The 15,604-nt window shown below is 53.9% G+C and carries 16 protein-coding genes, 1 rRNA gene and 1 other annotated feature; of the genes, 11 read left to right on the top strand and 6 right to left on the bottom strand.

Going from position 1 to position 15,604, the window contains the following annotated elements; genetic code table 11:
• Nucleotides 1-4 precede the first annotated feature (4 nt).
• Complete coding sequence (locus F3I47_RS14890; RefSeq protein ID WP_009086884.1) at nucleotides 5-805, bottom strand: inner membrane protein YpjD; 801 nt, start codon at nucleotides 803-805, stop codon at nucleotides 5-7.
• Between the two features lie 164 nt (nucleotides 806-969).
• Here F3I47_RS14890 and ffh point away from each other — a divergent pair, with 164 nt between their 5' ends.
• The 5 genes from ffh to rplS all read left to right on the top strand — a co-directional run bounded on the left by ffh (nucleotide 970) and on the right by rplS (nucleotide 4,478).
• A complete protein-coding gene (ffh, locus tag F3I47_RS14885) occupies nucleotides 970-2,331 on the top strand; it encodes a signal recognition particle protein (RefSeq protein ID WP_009086882.1) in 1,362 nt (453 codons plus the stop codon).
• A gap of 141 nt (nucleotides 2,332-2,472) precedes the next feature.
• A complete protein-coding gene (gene rpsP, locus F3I47_RS14880) occupies nucleotides 2,473-2,721 on the top strand; it encodes a 30S ribosomal protein S16 (RefSeq protein WP_009086880.1) in 249 nt (82 codons plus the stop codon).
• Between the two features lie 18 nt (nucleotides 2,722-2,739).
• Nucleotides 2,740-3,288, top strand: coding sequence for a ribosome maturation factor RimM (rimM, locus tag F3I47_RS14875; protein ID WP_009086878.1), 549 nt, complete (start codon nucleotides 2,740-2,742; stop codon nucleotides 3,286-3,288).
• A gap of 35 nt (nucleotides 3,289-3,323) precedes the next feature.
• A complete protein-coding gene (gene trmD, locus F3I47_RS14870; RefSeq protein WP_150030202.1) occupies nucleotides 3,324-4,088 on the top strand; it encodes a tRNA (guanosine(37)-N1)-methyltransferase TrmD in 765 nt (254 codons plus the stop codon).
• Between the two features lie 42 nt (nucleotides 4,089-4,130).
• The gene (gene rplS, locus F3I47_RS14865) at nucleotides 4,131-4,478 is read left to right on the top strand and encodes a 50S ribosomal protein L19 (RefSeq protein ID WP_003849035.1); all 348 of its coding nucleotides are present in this window, start codon (nucleotides 4,131-4,133) and stop codon (nucleotides 4,476-4,478) included.
• 86 nt (nucleotides 4,479-4,564) lie between these two features.
• On the opposite strand, the gene F3I47_RS14860 is transcribed toward rplS, so the two are convergent.
• On the bottom strand, nucleotides 4,565-5,101 hold the full coding sequence (locus F3I47_RS14860; RefSeq protein WP_058958435.1) for a GNAT family N-acetyltransferase: 537 nt from the start codon (nucleotides 5,099-5,101) through the stop codon (nucleotides 4,565-4,567).
• A gap of 288 nt (nucleotides 5,102-5,389) precedes the next feature.
• On the opposite strand from F3I47_RS14860, the gene F3I47_RS14855 reads away from it, so the two are divergent.
• Together F3I47_RS14855 and tyrA are read left to right on the top strand one after the other, a co-directional pair.
• Nucleotides 5,390-6,469 (top strand): 3-deoxy-7-phosphoheptulonate synthase, encoded by a 1,080-nt coding sequence (locus tag F3I47_RS14855; protein ID WP_009086797.1) that lies wholly within the window; start codon nucleotides 5,390-5,392, stop codon nucleotides 6,467-6,469.
• A gap of 5 nt (nucleotides 6,470-6,474) precedes the next feature.
• Nucleotides 6,475-7,596: a bifunctional chorismate mutase/prephenate dehydrogenase gene (gene tyrA, locus F3I47_RS14850; RefSeq protein WP_009086795.1), complete on the top strand. Its 1,122-nt coding sequence runs from the start codon at nucleotides 6,475-6,477 to the stop codon at nucleotides 7,594-7,596.
• Between the two features lie 31 nt (nucleotides 7,597-7,627).
• Here tyrA and pheA read toward each other — a convergent pair whose 3' ends face one another.
• From pheA to bamD, 4 genes are all read right to left on the bottom strand, one after another.
• The gene (gene pheA / locus F3I47_RS14845) at nucleotides 7,628-8,791 is read right to left on the bottom strand and encodes a bifunctional chorismate mutase/prephenate dehydratase (protein WP_009086794.1); all 1,164 of its coding nucleotides are present in this window, start codon (nucleotides 8,789-8,791) and stop codon (nucleotides 7,628-7,630) included.
• 22 nt (nucleotides 8,792-8,813) lie between these two features.
• Nucleotides 8,814-8,938, bottom strand: a sequence feature (Phe leader region).
• Nucleotides 8,890-8,937: a pheA operon leader peptide PheL gene (gene pheL / locus F3I47_RS22530; protein WP_193387678.1), complete on the bottom strand. Its 48-nt coding sequence runs from the start codon at nucleotides 8,935-8,937 to the stop codon at nucleotides 8,890-8,892. (Overlaps the previous feature by 48 nt.)
• 88 nt (nucleotides 8,939-9,026) lie before the next feature.
• Nucleotides 9,027-9,362 carry a ribosome-associated translation inhibitor RaiA gene (raiA, locus tag F3I47_RS14840; RefSeq protein ID WP_009086789.1) on the bottom strand — a complete coding sequence of 112 codons (336 nt, stop codon included), beginning with the start codon at nucleotides 9,360-9,362 and terminating at the stop codon, nucleotides 9,027-9,029.
• Between the two features lie 279 nt (nucleotides 9,363-9,641).
• A complete protein-coding gene (gene bamD, locus F3I47_RS14835; protein WP_009086788.1) occupies nucleotides 9,642-10,373 on the bottom strand; it encodes an outer membrane protein assembly factor BamD in 732 nt (243 codons plus the stop codon).
• A gap of 129 nt (nucleotides 10,374-10,502) precedes the next feature.
• Here bamD and rluD point away from each other — a divergent pair, with 129 nt between their 5' ends.
• The 4 genes from rluD to F3I47_RS14815 form a co-directional block, all read left to right on the top strand.
• Complete coding sequence (gene rluD, locus F3I47_RS14830) at nucleotides 10,503-11,480, top strand: 23S rRNA pseudouridine(1911/1915/1917) synthase RluD (protein ID WP_009086786.1); 978 nt, start codon at nucleotides 10,503-10,505, stop codon at nucleotides 11,478-11,480.
• Nucleotides 11,480-12,208 carry a purine nucleoside phosphorylase YfiH gene (yfiH, locus tag F3I47_RS14825; RefSeq protein ID WP_150030203.1) on the top strand — a complete coding sequence of 243 codons (729 nt, stop codon included), beginning with the start codon at nucleotides 11,480-11,482 and terminating at the stop codon, nucleotides 12,206-12,208. Before rluD ends, yfiH begins: the two co-directional genes overlap by 1 nt.
• A gap of 125 nt (nucleotides 12,209-12,333) precedes the next feature.
• Nucleotides 12,334-14,907 carry an ATP-dependent chaperone ClpB gene (clpB, locus tag F3I47_RS14820; RefSeq protein WP_150030204.1) on the top strand — a complete coding sequence of 858 codons (2,574 nt, stop codon included), beginning with the start codon at nucleotides 12,334-12,336 and terminating at the stop codon, nucleotides 14,905-14,907.
• 478 nt (nucleotides 14,908-15,385) lie between these two features.
• A 16S ribosomal RNA gene (locus F3I47_RS14815) occupies nucleotides 15,386-15,604 on the top strand; the annotation flags it as partial.

The following is a 15,604-nucleotide window of genomic DNA, read 5'->3' as shown; positions in this document are numbered from 1 at the left end:
CTTTTTAATGAGAGACAGGGACAAGCAGATGCTGCAGGATGCGACTGCCGAAGTAAGCCATGGTCAACAGCACCGCACCGCTGCAGTTAAACCAGACGACGCGGCGACCACGCCAGCCTTCATGATAGTGTCCCCAGAGCAAAACGATATAAACAAACCACGCGATAATCGAAAGCACGGCTTTATCGACGTTTTCGGCGCTGAAAAGATCCTGCATGTAGAACAGACCGGTGCAGAGCACCAGCGTTAACAGAACAACCCCGACCTGCGTGATATGAAACATCTTGCGTTCGATGGTCAGCAGCGGCGGCATATCCTGCGTAAACGCCAGGCGTTTGTTTTTTAACTGGTAATCGATCCATGCCAGCTGCAACGCATAGAGGGCAGCGATAATCAGCGTTGCATAGGCGAAGAGCGACAGGCCGATATGGATCATCATCCCTGGCGTCGTTTCCAGGTGGGTGATGAAGGCATTAGGGACAAAGGTCGCAAAGGCCAGATTGATCAGCGCGAAGCTGTAGACAATCGGCAGCAGCAACCAGCCGCGGTTGCGTGACGCCACAATGGTCATAATGGCGCAGATCAACAGGCTGACCAGTGAACCGATGTTGAGCAGGCTTAAATTCTGGCCGCTATCAACCGCAAATATGCGCTGCTGCAGGGCTACCGCGTGTGTCACCAGCGCCACACAGGCAGAGAGCATCGCCATTCGCCGCCAGCCGCCATTACGCTTCAGCAGGCTCGGAATGATCAGGGCAAGACTTAAGGAGTAGGCTAACAGCGCCACTATCGGGAAAACGAACATAGATCCTTTCAGGTTCAGTCAGATAAGGAAAAAGGCAGTATAGCGCCAGCCGCAGCAGGCTCCAAACGATCTGAGGGGCAATTGCAGAGATCGCGGCGGCTTCGTGTTATAATCCGCCGCATTCTGCCGATCAGGCGCCTCGCGATCTTTTTAAGTGAGAGACCATGTTTGATAATTTAACCGATCGTTTGTCGCAAACCCTGCGAAACATCAGCGGCCGCGGAAGGCTGACTGAAGAGAACATTAAAGAGACCCTGCGTGAAGTGCGCATGGCACTGCTTGAAGCTGACGTTGCGCTGCCGGTGGTGCGTGACTTCATTAACCGCGTCAAAGAGAGCGCGGTAGGCCATGATGTGAACAAAAGCCTGACGCCGGGTCAGGAGTTCATCAAAATCGTTCGTAACGAATTGGTTGCGGCGATGGGGGCAGAAAACAATGCTCTCGACCTGGCCGCTCAGCCGCCAGCCGTGGTGCTGATGGCGGGTCTGCAGGGTGCCGGTAAAACCACCAGCGTGGGTAAGCTGGGTAAATTCCTGCGCGAGAAGCACAAAAAGAAAGTGCTGGTTGTCTCTGCCGACGTTTATCGTCCGGCGGCAATCAAACAGCTGGAAACGCTGGCGCAGCAGGTTGGCGTGGATTTCTGCCCCTCTGACCTCAGCCAGAAGCCGGTGGAGATCGTCAACAATGCGCTGCGTGAAGCGCGCCTGAAATTCTACGATGTGCTGCTGGTGGATACCGCGGGTCGTCTGCACGTTGATGAAGCGATGATGGACGAAATCAAACAGGTTCATGCCGCGATTAATCCGGTAGAAACGCTGTTTGTGGTCGATGCCATGACCGGTCAGGATGCGGCTAACACGGCCAAAGCCTTCAACGAAGCACTTCCGCTCACCGGCGTGATCCTGACCAAAGTTGACGGTGATGCACGTGGGGGTGCGGCGCTGTCGATTCGTCATATTACCGGCAAGCCGATTAAATTTATGGGTGTCGGCGAGAAAACCGAAGCCCTGGAACCGTTCTATCCGGACCGTATTGCATCACGCATCCTCGGCATGGGTGACGTGCTGTCACTGATCGAAGATATCGAAAGCAAGGTTGACCGCGATAAAGCAGAGAAGCTGGCGAAGAAGCTGAAAACCGGCGACGGTTTCGATCTCAACGACTTCCTTGAGCAGCTGAAGCAGATGCGCAACATGGGCGGCATGGCCAGCCTGATGGGTAAACTGCCCGGCATGGGACAGCTGCCTGACAACGTGAAGTCGCAGATGGATGACAAGGTTCTGGTGCGCATGGAAGCCATCATCAACTCGATGACACGCAAAGAGCGTGAGAAGCCAGAGATCATCAAAGGCTCGCGTAAGCGCCGCATCGCCACCGGCTCCGGCATGCAGGTGCAGGACGTTAACCGCTTATTAAAGCAGTTTGACGACATGCAGCGTATGATGAAGAAGATGAAGAAGGGCGGTATGGCGAAAATGATGCGCGGCATGAAAGGTATGATGCCGCCAGGATTCCCTGGCCGCTAAGGGTTCCACAAAAAAGCCCGAAAGGACGCGGTTTAGGTTGCTTTTTGCGCCAAAATGAGTAAAATTTTCGGGCTTTTTATACAGCACCCGGACCCCGTTCCTCGATGGGGGCCGGGTGTTTTATTAACTGAAGAGGATGTTATGGTAACAATTCGTTTGGCACGTCACGGCGCTAAAAAGCGTCCGTTCTATCAGGTCGTCGTCACTGACAGCCGCAATGCACGCAACGGTCGTTTCATCGAGCGCGTTGGTTTCTTCAACCCGATCGCTTCTGGTCAGGCTGAAGGTCTGCGTCTGGATATGGATCGTATCGAGCACTGGGTTGGCCAGGGCGCAACGCTTTCTGATCGCGTTAACGCGCTGGTCAAAGAAGCTAAGAAAGCAGCTTAATCTGTCACGGTGGTGAGCATGAGCAGACAAATTGCCGCACAGCCTCCTGTCAACCCGATTGTATTGGGTAAGATGGGAGCCGCCTACGGTATTCGCGGCTGGCTCAAAGTGTTTTCCTCCACTGAAGACGCTGAAAGCATCTTTAGCTACCAACCCTGGTTCATCCAGCGCGCCGGTAAATGGCAGCATGTCGAACTGGAAAGTTGGAAGCACCACAATCAGGACCTGATCATCAAAGTCAAAGGCATTGAAGATCGGGATGCGGCGGCTCAGTTAACCAATTGCGAAATTCAGGTTGACTCGACGCAGTTGCCATCGCTGGAAGAGGGTGACTACTACTGGAAAGACCTTATGGGCTGCCAGGTGGTTAACCTTGAAGGCTACGAGATGGGCAAAGTCATTGATATGATGGAAACCGGCTCGAACGACGTTCTCGTCGTTAAGGCAAACCTGAAGGATGCATTCGGTGTTCAGGAGCGGTTAATTCCGTTTCTTGATGAACAGGTTATCAGGAAAGTCGATCTCTCTACTCGCGTCATTGAGGTAGATTGGGATCCTGGTTTTTGAGCTCCGAATCGAGCGGTAACGTAACGGCGAATACAATGTGGATTGGTGTTATTAGCCTGTTTCCAGAAATGTTTCGCGCTATTACCGACTACGGGGTAACTGGCCGGGCTGTAAGAAACGGTCTGCTCAGCATTCAAAGCTGGAGTCCGCGTGACTTCACGCACGACCGGCACCGTACCGTGGATGATCGTCCTTACGGCGGCGGACCGGGAATGCTGATGATGGTACAACCCTTACGGGATGCCATCTCCGCAGCGAAAGCAGCGGCAGGTGATGGCGCCAGGGTGATATATCTTTCACCTCAGGGTCGCAAACTGGACCAACAGGGCGTTTGCGAACTGGCGGCACGAGACAAGTTAATTCTGGTCTGTGGCCGTTATGAAGGGATAGATGAGCGCGTAATCCACGCCGAAATTGATGAAGAATGGTCAATCGGTGATTACGTTCTCAGTGGCGGGGAACTGCCAGCCATGACGATGATTGACGCAGTCGCCCGGTTTATTCCCGGCGTACTCGGCAAGCAGGCGTCAGCCGATGAGGACTCGTTCTCTGACGGCTTGCTGGATTGTCCGCACTATACCCGACCTGAAGTGTTAGAGGGCGTGGAAGTCCCGGCAGTTTTACTGTCAGGTAACCATGCCGATATTCGCCGCTGGCGTCTGAAGCAGTCGCTAGGCCGTACCTGGCTAAGAAGACCTGAACTTCTGGAAAACCTGGCTCTGACTGAAGAGCAAGCAAGGTTGCTGAATGAGTTCCAGCGGGAACATCAGCAGCAACAAAACGATGATGTGGAAGAGTAATTTTCCCCGACTATCAGTTTACCCAGGATATGAGATTTAATTATGAGCAACATTATCAAGCAAATTGAACAAGAGCAGATGAAACAGGACGTACCTTCCTTCCGCCCGGGTGATTCCGTGGAAGTGAAAGTATGGGTCGTTGAAGGTTCTAAAAAACGTCTGCAGGCATTCGAGGGCGTGGTTATCGCTATTCGTAACCGCGGTCTGCACTCTGCATTCACTGTTCGCAAAATTTCTAACGGCGAAGGCGTTGAGCGTGTATTCCAGACTCACTCGCCGGTCATTGACAGCATCGCTGTTAAACGTCGTGGCGCTGTGCGTAAAGCCAAACTGTACTACCTGCGTGAGCGTACTGGTAAGTCTGCTCGTATTAAAGAGCGTCTTAACTAAGGTATCGCTAACGCGACATCTGAAAGTTAATAGCAAACAAGGGGTTGGCATCTGCCAGCCCCTTTTTTTTGTCCTGTTGCCTGCCGTTAAGCGGTCTCTGGCCGCTGAAAATGATAAATCGCGGTATTGACCGGCCCATCATTGAGCACGATCAGGCCATAACGACAGCCAATAAAATCGCCGCCCGACTTCTCCGCGACGGCTCTGCTGGCGAGATTATCCTCGGCCACCAGAATCTCAATCACCCGTGTTTCAGGACGTGAAAACCCCAGCGGCAATAAAGTGGCGACGGCACGGGTCGCAATCCCCTGACGCTGAACATCACTACGCACCCAGTAGCCAATCGCACTGGCAGCGCCGGGATGGCGGGCAAAGCGCACGCCTGCGCCTCCCAGCAGCTGATCGTGCTGATCGACAATCGCAAACTCTTCAGCTTCTTCCCGCATCCGTTGCCAGTGGGTAAAGCGAATCCAGCTTTCCGCCTCATGCGGCTGATAGTCGTGATGTGCCCAGGCCATCCAGGGGATCAGGCTGTCCAGCGAGGCGTTCACCGCAGCGGTAAACGCAGGAACATCGCTTAACAGGAAAGGTCGCAGATGCGTCGTGCGTGGTGATGAAGGCATATCATTCCCGGATGCAAACCCTTAATCGTTTCATTTTGCCTGCGCCGGCAAGAAAAACAATAAAAGCATGTGTAAAGATATAATTACACTTTAATCCTGGCACTCTCTTTTGTCTTGTATTTTATATATATGATTTTATTGATTAATTTATAGCTTCCTGCGGCGGTTATTGATCTGTGGTAATTAATGTGTACATTCTATCTTGCGCTCTGTACCGGCTGTGATACAGTGACGTCAATCCTCAGCGAGGAGTCCAGAACCGCCAATACGAGATAAAGGATCGCCATCATGCAAAAAGACGCGCTGAACAATGTGCACATCGCCGGTGAACAGGTTTTAATTACACCTGAAGAGCTGAAAGCGAAGTTTCCACTGACGCCGGAACAGCAGGAGCAGGTTGCGGCTTCACGCCAGACCATCTCTGACATCATTGCCGGACGCGATCCGCGTCTGCTGGTGGTATGCGGACCCTGTTCAATTCACGATACCGAAGTCGCACTGGACTATGCGCGTCGTCTGCAAACCCTTTCTGAACAGCTGAGCGATCAGCTCTATATCGTTATGCGCGTCTACTTTGAAAAACCCCGTACCACCGTCGGCTGGAAAGGGCTGATCAACGATCCTTACATGGATAACTCGTTCGATATGGAAGCGGGTCTGCACATCGCTCGTAAGCTGCTGGTGGACCTGGTTGAAATGGGCCTGCCGCTGGCGACAGAAGCGCTCGATCCAAACAGCCCGCAATATCTGGGTGATCTGTTCAGCTGGTCCGCCATTGGCGCACGCACGACCGAATCCCAGACGCACCGCGAAATGGCTTCGGGTCTCTCCATGCCGGTAGGCTTTAAAAATGGCACCGATGGCAGCCTGGGCACGGCGATCAATGCGATGCGCGCCGCGGCAATGCCGCATCGCTTTGTGGGCATTAATCAGGCGGGTCAGGTCTGCCTGCTGCAGACGCAGGGCAACCCGGATGGGCATGTGATTCTGCGTGGTGGTAAAGCGCCGAACTACGGTCCTGAAGATGTTGCACAGTGTGAAAAAGAGATGCAGAAGGCGGGACTGCGTCCTGCCTTAATGATAGATTGCAGCCATGGTAATTCGAACAAAGACTACAGCCGTCAGCCTGGCGTAGCGGAATCCGCTATCGCCCAGATCAAAGACGGGAACCGTTCAATCATTGGTCTGATGCTGGAAAGCCATATCAATGAGGGTAACCAGTCTTCTGAACTGCCACGCAGCGAAATGAAATATGGCGTTTCCGTCACCGATGCGTGCATCAGCTGGGACGTGACCGAAACGTTGCTGCGTGAGATGCATCAGGATCTGAAGGGAGTGCTGTCGGCGCGTCTGTCACAAGAGGTATAAGAGGAATGGTGGCTGAACTGACCGCGTTACGCGATCAAATTGATAGTGTTGATAAAGCGCTCCTTGATCTGCTGGCCAGACGTCTGGAGCTGGTCGCTGAGGTAGGGGAAGTTAAAAGCCGTTACGGCCTGCCTATCTATGTGCCTGAACGGGAAGCGTCAATGTTGGCTTCCCGTCGCAAAGAGGCTGAAGCGCTCGGTGTGCCGCCGGATCTGATTGAGGATGTGCTGCGTCGCGTGATGCGCGAATCCTATACCAGCGAGAATGATAAAGGCTTTAAAACCCTGTGCCCGGCACTGCGTCCGGTGGTGATCGTTGGCGGCAAGGGCCAGATGGGCCGACTCTTTGAAAAGATGCTCGGCCTGTCAGGCTATACGGTGAAAACGCTGGATAAAGAGGACTGGCCGCAGGCGGAGACCTTACTCCGTGACGCCGGTATGGTCATCATCAGCGTGCCGATTCACCTGACTGAACAGGTGATTGCACAATTACCCCCTCTGCCAGACGACTGCATTCTGGTCGATCTGGCGTCGGTCAAAAACCGCCCTCTGCAGGCGATGCTGGCCGCCCATAACGGTCCGGTGCTGGGTCTTCATCCGATGTTCGGTCCGGACAGTGGCAGCCTGGCGAAACAGGTGGTGGTCTGGTGTGATGGCCGGCAGCCGGAGGCGTATCAGTGGTTCCTGGAGCAGATTCAGGTCTGGGGTGCGCGCCTGCATCGCATCAGTGCGGTTGAGCACGATCAGAACATGGCGTTTATCCAGGCGCTGCGTCACTTTGCCACTTTTGCTTATGGCCTGCATTTAGCCGAAGAGAACGTCAATCTTGACCAGCTGCTGGCGCTTTCATCACCGATTTACCGGCTGGAGCTGGCAATGGTCGGGCGGTTATTCGCTCAGGACCCGCAGCTTTACGCCGATATCATTATGTCTTCAGAGAGTAATCTGGCGCTGATTAAACGTTACTACCAGCGGTTTGGTGAAGCGATTGCGCTGCTGGAGCAGGGTGACAAACAGGCGTTTATCGCCAGCTTTAATCGCGTAGAGCAGTGGTTTGGCGATCATGCCCGACGCTTCCTCATTGAGAGTCGCAGCCTGCTGCGATCGGCGAACGACAGCCGCCCATAAAGAAAAAGGCATCCTTCCGGATGCCTTTTTTCTATTCGGCAGGTTCAACGGGCACGACATTCTCGCTGGGATAACAGCCCAGCACCTTCAGCGAGCGGGTCATTGTCTGTAATTCCTGCAGCGCCTGCTGCATCCGCTCTGATTGCAGATTGCCCTGCACATCAATGTAGAACATCTCTTCCCACGGATTACCGTGAATCGGGCGGGACTCCAGCTTGCTCATGATCAGGTTGTGCTGACGCAGTACCAGCAGCGCATCGACCAGCGCGCCCGCCTGCTGACCGGTTGCCATGATCAGCGTGGTTTTGGCTGGCACCTGATCTGACACATCGATCGCCTTACGCGCCAGCACGATGAAGCGGGTATGGTTTTGCTGCTGATTGGCCAGATTCCGCTCCAGCACCTGCAACTGATAGAGTTCACCACCGGCTTCACTGCCCAGGGCCGCAACGGCAGGGGAGTTGAGCGCTGCGACCTTTTCCATTGCCGCGGCCGTACTCTCGGTATATTCGATTTTCCAGTGCGGGAAACGGTTAATAAACTGGCTGCACTGCTGGAACGGCTGAGGATGGCTGTAAACCGTCTCTATCTGCTGCAGGTCGCTGCTACCCTTCACCAGGACGCAGTGGTCGATAGGCAGCGTCAGTTCACCCACAATGGAGAGGCTGGTCTGCTGCAGCAGGTCATAAACATCATTGATGGAGCCTGAACTGGTGTTCTCAATCGGCATGACGGCGTAATCGGCTGCGCCATTTTCGACCTGTTTGATGATGTCGTGAAACTTCAGGCAGCCACACTCCACCATATTATCGAAGTGGCGCGATGCATAGTTGCGTGCCGCCAGATGGGAGTAAGAGCCTTTGGGTCCAAGGAAGGCGATACGCGCCGCATGGGCATGAGGGTGGTTGAGGTTCTTTTGCAGCAGCGCCTGCTGGGTCAGAACGGAATCTTCAATAACCAGCTGAAACAGACGGGTGATATAATGCGCATCCAGGTGATGGGCCTTACCCAGCACAATCAGATTTTCCAGCAGCGCGCGTTCGCGCTCGACATCCCGAATCGGGCGATGTGTAGCCAGCTTGGCCTGCGCAACTTCCACTGCCAGCAGACGACGCTCAGCCAGCAGCGTCAGAAGTTTTTTATCCACTGCGCTGATCTTATCGCGTAGCGCCAGCAATGGATTGTCGGGATTCATAGGGCTCACCTGTATGCTATCCAAAAAAAAAGCCTCCCGGCTGGGAGGCTTGGTTGTTCGTCTTCGCTTTCATTTTCTCACGACGAATGGCCTCCCGTTCAGGGGAAGGTAAAAAAGAAAGCGAAGAAAAACAGATCATGTTTCATGGAAATGTCCGCAAAAGGAGTAGGGGGAGAGTAACCGTACAGCTTAAAAGCTGTCAATAAAAAACGCGCCCGGAGGCGCGTTAAGAAAATCAGGACGCTTCGTCAGCAGGAATGATGTCTTTCACGCTGGCACTGGCGCGGCGTGCTTCAGACTTGTGCTGGACTTTGTTGAGCTGGCGCTCCAGCTTCGCAATCAGGTCGTTGATCGCGGTATACATATCGTCATGTTTGGCACTGGCCACCAGAGTCCCGTTTGGGGTGTTAATGGTGGCATCGGCCACGAATTCTTTGGGCTCTTTCGACAGAACAATATGCGGATTAATCAGGTCGGTTTGCCATTTTTCGAGCTTGGCGAGACGGTCTTCAACATGGCTTCGGATGGCCGGGGTGATTTCCATTTGCTTACTGGTAATGTTCAGAATCATCGTTCTTACCTCTCTGTCATTTCCGTCTTGGTCTTCTCAGCATAGCGCGAAAAAGCGCTGAATGTGAGATTTCTATCACGGAAAAATGTCACTTTTTGTCAGTTTTGACAATCTGTGAGAAAGGCTCAGAAACGGGCGGAAATACCTTGAAGCGAACCGATAAACCCGGCATTCTTGATGGGTTAGCTCGCTGATTTCAGATCCAGTTATGACTGTTTTGTGAGCAAAAAAAAGCAGCCTTTCCGGCTGCTTTTTTTATGGCTGAAACGCAGCCTGCTGTCAGCTATTGTTAGCCGCGATGATTTTCGCCACTTTATCCGCTTCAGCGTTCAGCTGCAGGTTGCGGTAGGCATTCTCCATCAGCGGCAGTGCGTCGTGTGTCGCCTGCGTATCCGGATAATCACGCATCATCCCTTCAACCCGGTTAACAACCGCGACATAAGCCTCACGCTTAGTATAGAATTGCGCCACTGAAAGCTCATATTTGGCCAGGCGATCTTTCAGGTAGACCAGACGTTTCTGCGCGTCAGCGGCATACTGACTGTTCGGGTAACTGCGCAGCAGCTGTGAGAAGTCACGGAAAGCATCACGTGCGTGCGTCGGGTCGCGGTCAGAACGATCGATACCGAAGAAGCCCTGCAGTGCTGAATCATCCAGCGCCATATCCGTCAGACCTTTCATATAGATGACATAGTCGATGTTCGGATGGGTCGGGTTGAGGCGCATAAAGCGCGCAATGGCAGCCTGTGCCAGAGGCAGATCGGCATTTTTATAGTACGCGTAGATTAAATCCAGCTGCACCTGCTGCGAGTAAGGACCGAACGGATAACGATTATCCAGCGCTTCCAGTTGCTTAATCGCAGCTTTAAAGTTACCGTCCTGCAGCTTTTGCTGCGCTGTGGCATAGATTTCAGAAGGCGGGCTGTCCGGTACCGCGTCATTTGAGCCGGAACAACCAACAAGTGCCAGGCTCAGTGTGGCAGCAGCCACCAGATGTTTCATACGCGTCATGACGAAGTGATTATCCTCAAATGTTATGGCGGAAGCTGTCCGTATAGCTCCCGGTAATGACCAGGTACGATAGCACATTATATTAAACGGCATCGCCGTGAAAACCCAACGTTAACGAAGAAGCTGTATATGGCACAACAAGTTCAACTCACCGCAACGGTATCCGAATCACAACTCGGACAACGCTTAGATCAGACTTTGGCGGAATTGTTCCCTGATTATTCACGTTCACGCATAAAAGAGTGGATCCTCGATCGTCGCGTGACGGTAAACGGCGTCATGGTCGATACCCCAAAAGAAAAAGTGTTGGGCGGCGAGCTGGTCGCGATTAACGCTGAGATTGAGGAGGCACAGCGCTGGGAACCGCAAAATCTGCCACTCGACATCGTTTACGAAGATGAAGACATCATTGTCATCAATAAACCCCGCGATTTTGTGGTGCATCCCGGTGCCGGTAATCCGGATGGCACGGTGCTGAATGCATTGCTTCATCACTATCCTGCGATCATGGATGTGCCTCGTGCGGGCATCGTACACCGCCTGGATAAAGACACGACCGGCCTGATGGTCGTGGCGAAAACCGTACCGGCGCAGACGCATCTGGTGGAATCACTGCAGCGGCGTGAAATTACCCGCGAATATGAAGCCGTTGCGATTGGTAATATGACAGCGGGCGGCACGGTCGAAGAGCCGATCAGTCGTCACTCCACCAAACGTACGCACATGGCCGTACACCCGATGGGGAAACCGGCGGTCACGCACTACCGCATCATGGAGCATTTCCGTGCGCACACGCGTCTGCGTCTGCGTCTGGAAACCGGGCGTACTCACCAGATCCGCGTTCATATGTCGCACATCAGCCATCCGCTGGTGGGCGATCCGCTCTACGGTGGTCGCCCGCGTCCGCCAAAAGGCGCCTCAGAGGCATTTATCGCTACGCTACGGGGCTTCGACCGTCAGGCGCTGCACGCTACGATGCTGCGTCTTTACCATCCTATCAGCGGTATTGAAATGGAGTTTCATGCGGCCATCCCGCAGGACATGGTCGATCTGATTGCGGCGTTAAAAGCAGACACCGCAGAATTTAAAGACCAGATGGACTGGTAATGGATCTGATTATTCCTCAATGGCCCGCACCGGCGCGTGTCCGGGCCTGCTCAACCCGCCGCCAGGGCGGAGTCAGTGATTCCCCGTGGGATACGCTTAACCTGGGCGGGCACGTGGGGGATAATCCCGGCGCGGTTGCGCGTAACCGTCAGTTGCTGGTTGATGAGGCGGGGTTGCCTGCGATGCCACAGTGGCTGGATCAGGTGCACGGCACCGGCGTCGTGCGTCTGGCTGAGGGCGGAGAGACGCCATTACGCGCTGATGCCTGCATTACCTCCGAGCCTGGCGTGGTCTGCGCCATTATGACGGCTGACTGTCTGCCGGTGCTGTTCTGTTCGCAGGACGGTGCTGAAGTGGCGGCCGCGCATGCCGGCTGGCGTGGCCTCTGTGCGGGCGTTCTGGAAAATACCCTGGCGCAGTTCGGATCGCCTCCCGATCAGATTCATGCCTGGCTGGGGCCGGCAATCGGCCCTGATGCGTTTAAGGTCGGTGCCGAAGTGCGCGACGCCTTTGTGGCTCAGGACCCCCACGCCGGACAGGCTTTTCATCCATCTGGAGAGCGATTCTACGCCAATATCTGGCTGCTGGCGCGCAGGCGACTGCAGGCTGCAGGCGTCCGTTCTATCAGCGCCGACAGTCGCTGTACCTTTACACAGCGTGACGATTTCTTCTCTTTCCGCCGCGATGGGATCACCGGGCGTATGGCAACTTTGATCTGGCTGTTATAACCTTACGCGATAAGACGGTCCAGTTAGCGTATTTTTTACTCAAATCTCAGGTCATTAACCTTGAAAATTTGAGGGATGACCTCATTTAATCTCCAGTAGCATTTTGACCTGTAATGGGAGGAATTATGCGTCTGGATCGTCTTACCAACAAATTTCAGCTGGCTCTCGCCGACGCGCAGTCCCTGGCTCTGGGACACGACAACCAATTTATTGAACCTCTGCACCTGATGAGCGCATTGCTCAAACAGGAAGGCGGATCGGTTTCGCCTTTACTGACGTCGGCCGGTGTCGACGTGACACCTTTTCGCGCGCAGGTTGAGCAGGCCATTGACCGCCTGCCGCAGGTTGAAGGCAGTGAAGGGGATGTTCAACCCTCATCTGACCTCGTCCGGGTATTAAACCTGTGCGACAAACTGGCGCAGAAGCGCAACGACAACTTTATTTCATCTGAATTATTTGTTCTGGCTGCCCTGGAATCACGCGGCTCTCTGGCCGATCTGCTCAAAGCGGCAGGTGCCACTCGCGAAAAAATCACCAGTGCGATTGAACAAATGCGGGGAGGAGACAACGTGAACGATCAGGGGGCTGAAGATCAGCGCCAGGCACTGAAGAAATATACCATCGATCTGACCGAGCGCGCCGAGAAGGGCAAACTCGATCCGGTTATCGGCCGTGATGAAGAGATCCGTCGCACCATCCAGGTGTTGCAGCGCCGTACCAAAAATAACCCGGTGCTGATTGGTGAACCCGGCGTGGGTAAAACAGCGATTGTTGAAGGGCTGGCGCAGCGCATTATCAATGGCGAAGTGCCTGAAGGTCTGAAAGGCCGGCGGGTTCTGGCGCTGGATATGGGTGCGCTGGTGGCCGGTGCTAAATATCGCGGTGAATTCGAAGAGCGCCTGAAAGGGGTGCTGAGCGATCTGTCGAAGCAGGAAGGTAACGTCATTCTGTTCATCGACGAGCTGCATACGATGGTCGGTGCCGGTAAAGCTGACGGCGCGATGGATGCCGGCAATATGCTTAAACCCGCGCTGGCGCGTGGCGAGCTGCACTGTGTCGGTGCCACTACGCTGGATGAGTACCGGCAATATATTGAAAAAGATGCTGCGCTGGAGCGCCGTTTCCAGAAAGTCTTTGTGGCGGAACCGAGTGTCGAAGATACCATCGCCATTCTGCGCGGCCTGAAAGAGCGTTATGAACTGCATCATCATGTGCAGATCACTGACCCGGCGATCGTCGCGGCTGCAACGCTCTCTCATCGTTACATTGCGGACCGGCAGCTGCCTGACAAGGCGATTGACCTGATCGACGAGGCGGCATCCAGCATTCGTATGCAGATGGACTCGAAGCCGGAGTCACTGGATCGTCTGGAGCGTCGCATCATTCAGCTGAAGCTTGAGCAGCAGGCACTGAAGAAAGAGGCCGATGATGCCAGCATCAAACGCCTTGAGATGCTGGAGAGCGAGCTGAATCAGAAAGAGCGGGAGTATGCCGAGCTTGAAGATGAGTGGAAAACCGAGAAAGCCTCATTATCCGGCACGCAGAACATCAAAGCTGAACTGGAGCAGGCGCGTCTCAATTTAGAGCAGGCCCGTCGTCAGGGCGATCTCGCTCAGATGTCAGAGCTGCAGTACGGTAAAATTCCTGCCCTGGAAAAACAGTTAGCTGCAGCCACCCAGGCGGAAGGCAAAACCATGAAGTTACTGCGTAACCGGGTAACAGATGTGGAGATTGCCGATGTGCTGGCCCGCTGGACCGGTATCCCGGTAGCACGAATGATGGAAGGTGAGCGCGATAAGCTGTTGCGGATGGAGCAGGAGCTGCATGGCAGGGTTATCGGACAGGATGAAGCCGTTGAGGCGGTATCCAATGCGATTCGTCGCAGCCGTGCCGGTCTGTCGGATCCTAACCGTCCTATCGGTTCGTTCCTGTTCCTGGGGCCGACCGGTGTAGGTAAGACCGAGCTGTGTAAATCGCTGGCTAACTTCCTGTTCGACAGTGACGATGCCATGGTGCGTATCGACATGTCCGAATTCATGGAAAAACATTCGGTGTCACGGCTGGTGGGTGCCCCTCCGGGCTATGTCGGTTATGAAGAGGGCGGTTATCTGACTGAAGCAGTACGCCGTCGTCCTTACTCCGTCATCCTGCTGGATGAGGTTGAAAAGGCGCATCCTGATGTCTTTAACATTCTGCTGCAGGTGCTGGATGATGGACGCCTGACGGATGGGCAGGGCAGAACGGTCGATTTCCGTAACAGCGTGGTGATCATGACCTCTAACCTTGGGTCAGATTTAATTCAGGAGCGGTTCGGCGATCTCGGCTATCCGGAAATGAAAGAGATTGTGATGGGTGTGGTTGGCCAGCACTTCCGTCCTGAATTCATCAACCGTATTGATGAGGTCGTGGTGTTCCATCCGCTGGCTGAGAAACATATTGCCTCTATTGCTCAGATTCAGCTGCAGCGGCTGTATCACCGTCTGGAGGAGCGGGGCTATCAGTTGCATATCTCCGATGAGGCTCTGCGGTTGCTGGCGGAGAATGGCTACGATCCGGTCTATGGTGCGCGTCCGCTGAAACGGGCGATACAGCAGCAGATCGAAAACCCGCTGGCACAGCAGATCCTTTCTGGTTCACTGGTGCCGGGCAAAACGATCCAGATGGATGTGGAAAACGATGTGATTACAGCTCATCAGTAATCCTGCGAGATAAAAACGGGCCTCTGGCCCGTTTTTTTATGCCCTTTCACCTGAGTTTTGTTTAATAAGGCAGCGAATTGAGCGCAAAGTGAACGGTCGGTAAAAAAGTTTTCATTTGCACTTGCGCTATCTGAACCGCTCCCTATAATGCGCCTCCATCGACACGGCACAACGGCTTACGGAATGCGGTGTTGAGAGGTTCAGGAGACTGAGCCGCCGGAGAAAAAACTTCTGAAAAAAGAGGTTGACTCTGAAGGAGGAAAGCGTAATATACGCCACCTCGCGACAGGACGCTAACGCACTGTTCGCACTGCTCTTTAACAATTTATCAGACAATCTGTGTGGGCACTCGCAGGATTGATATCAGCGTCTTTGGACGCACAAAAATATCAAAGCCTCACGAGTGAACACATAATGAAATTCATTATGACGTTTTACAGATGAGCACCGCTGAACTCGTTTCAGCAAATCAAACTTTAAATTGAAGAGTTTGATCATGGCTCAGATTGAACGCTGGCGGCAGGCCTAACACATGCAAGTCGGACGGTAGCACAGAGGAGCTTGCTCCTTGGGTGACGAGTGGCGGACGGGTGAGTAATGTCTGGGGATCTGCCCGATAGAGGGGGATAACCACTGGAAACGGTGGCTAATACCGCATAACGTCGCAAGACCAAAGAGGGGGACCTTCGGGCCTCTC

The sequence above is a fragment of the Pantoea sp. M_10 genome (assembly GCF_008631515.1).
In the GTDB taxonomy this organism is placed as follows: Bacteria; Pseudomonadota; Gammaproteobacteria; order Enterobacterales; family Enterobacteriaceae; genus Pantoea; species Pantoea anthophila.
Note: the sequence above shows the minus strand (reverse complement) of the source record. Positions and strands in the feature narration are given on the sequence as shown.

Excerpts from the sequence above, each read along its gene's own strand:
- trmD (WP_150030202.1), top strand. The coding sequence starts at position 3,324 with ATGTGGATTGGTGTTATTAGCCTGTTTCCAGAAATGTTTCGCGCTATT.
- F3I47_RS14890 (WP_009086884.1), bottom strand. The coding sequence starts at position 805 with ATGTTCGTTTTCCCGATAGTGGCGCTGTTAGCCTACTCCTTAAGTCTT.
- tyrA (WP_009086795.1), top strand. The coding sequence starts at position 6,475 with ATGGTGGCTGAACTGACCGCGTTACGCGATCAAATTGATAGTGTTGAT.
- F3I47_RS14855 (WP_009086797.1), top strand. The coding sequence starts at position 5,390 with ATGCAAAAAGACGCGCTGAACAATGTGCACATCGCCGGTGAACAGGTT.
- rimM (WP_009086878.1), top strand. The coding sequence starts at position 2,740 with ATGAGCAGACAAATTGCCGCACAGCCTCCTGTCAACCCGATTGTATTG.
- yfiH (WP_150030203.1), top strand. The coding sequence starts at position 11,480 with ATGGATCTGATTATTCCTCAATGGCCCGCACCGGCGCGTGTCCGGGCC.
- rplS (WP_003849035.1), top strand. The coding sequence starts at position 4,131 with ATGAGCAACATTATCAAGCAAATTGAACAAGAGCAGATGAAACAGGAC.
- pheA (WP_009086794.1), bottom strand. The coding sequence starts at position 8,791 with ATGAATCCCGACAATCCATTGCTGGCGCTACGCGATAAGATCAGCGCA.
- F3I47_RS14860 (WP_058958435.1), bottom strand. The coding sequence starts at position 5,101 with ATGCCTTCATCACCACGCACGACGCATCTGCGACCTTTCCTGTTAAGC.
- raiA (WP_009086789.1), bottom strand. The coding sequence starts at position 9,362 with ATGATTCTGAACATTACCAGTAAGCAAATGGAAATCACCCCGGCCATC.
- clpB (WP_150030204.1), top strand. The coding sequence starts at position 12,334 with ATGCGTCTGGATCGTCTTACCAACAAATTTCAGCTGGCTCTCGCCGAC.
- rpsP (WP_009086880.1), top strand. The coding sequence starts at position 2,473 with ATGGTAACAATTCGTTTGGCACGTCACGGCGCTAAAAAGCGTCCGTTC.
- bamD (WP_009086788.1), bottom strand. The coding sequence starts at position 10,373 with ATGACGCGTATGAAACATCTGGTGGCTGCTGCCACACTGAGCCTGGCA.
- rluD (WP_009086786.1), top strand. The coding sequence starts at position 10,503 with ATGGCACAACAAGTTCAACTCACCGCAACGGTATCCGAATCACAACTC.
- ffh (WP_009086882.1), top strand. The coding sequence starts at position 970 with ATGTTTGATAATTTAACCGATCGTTTGTCGCAAACCCTGCGAAACATC.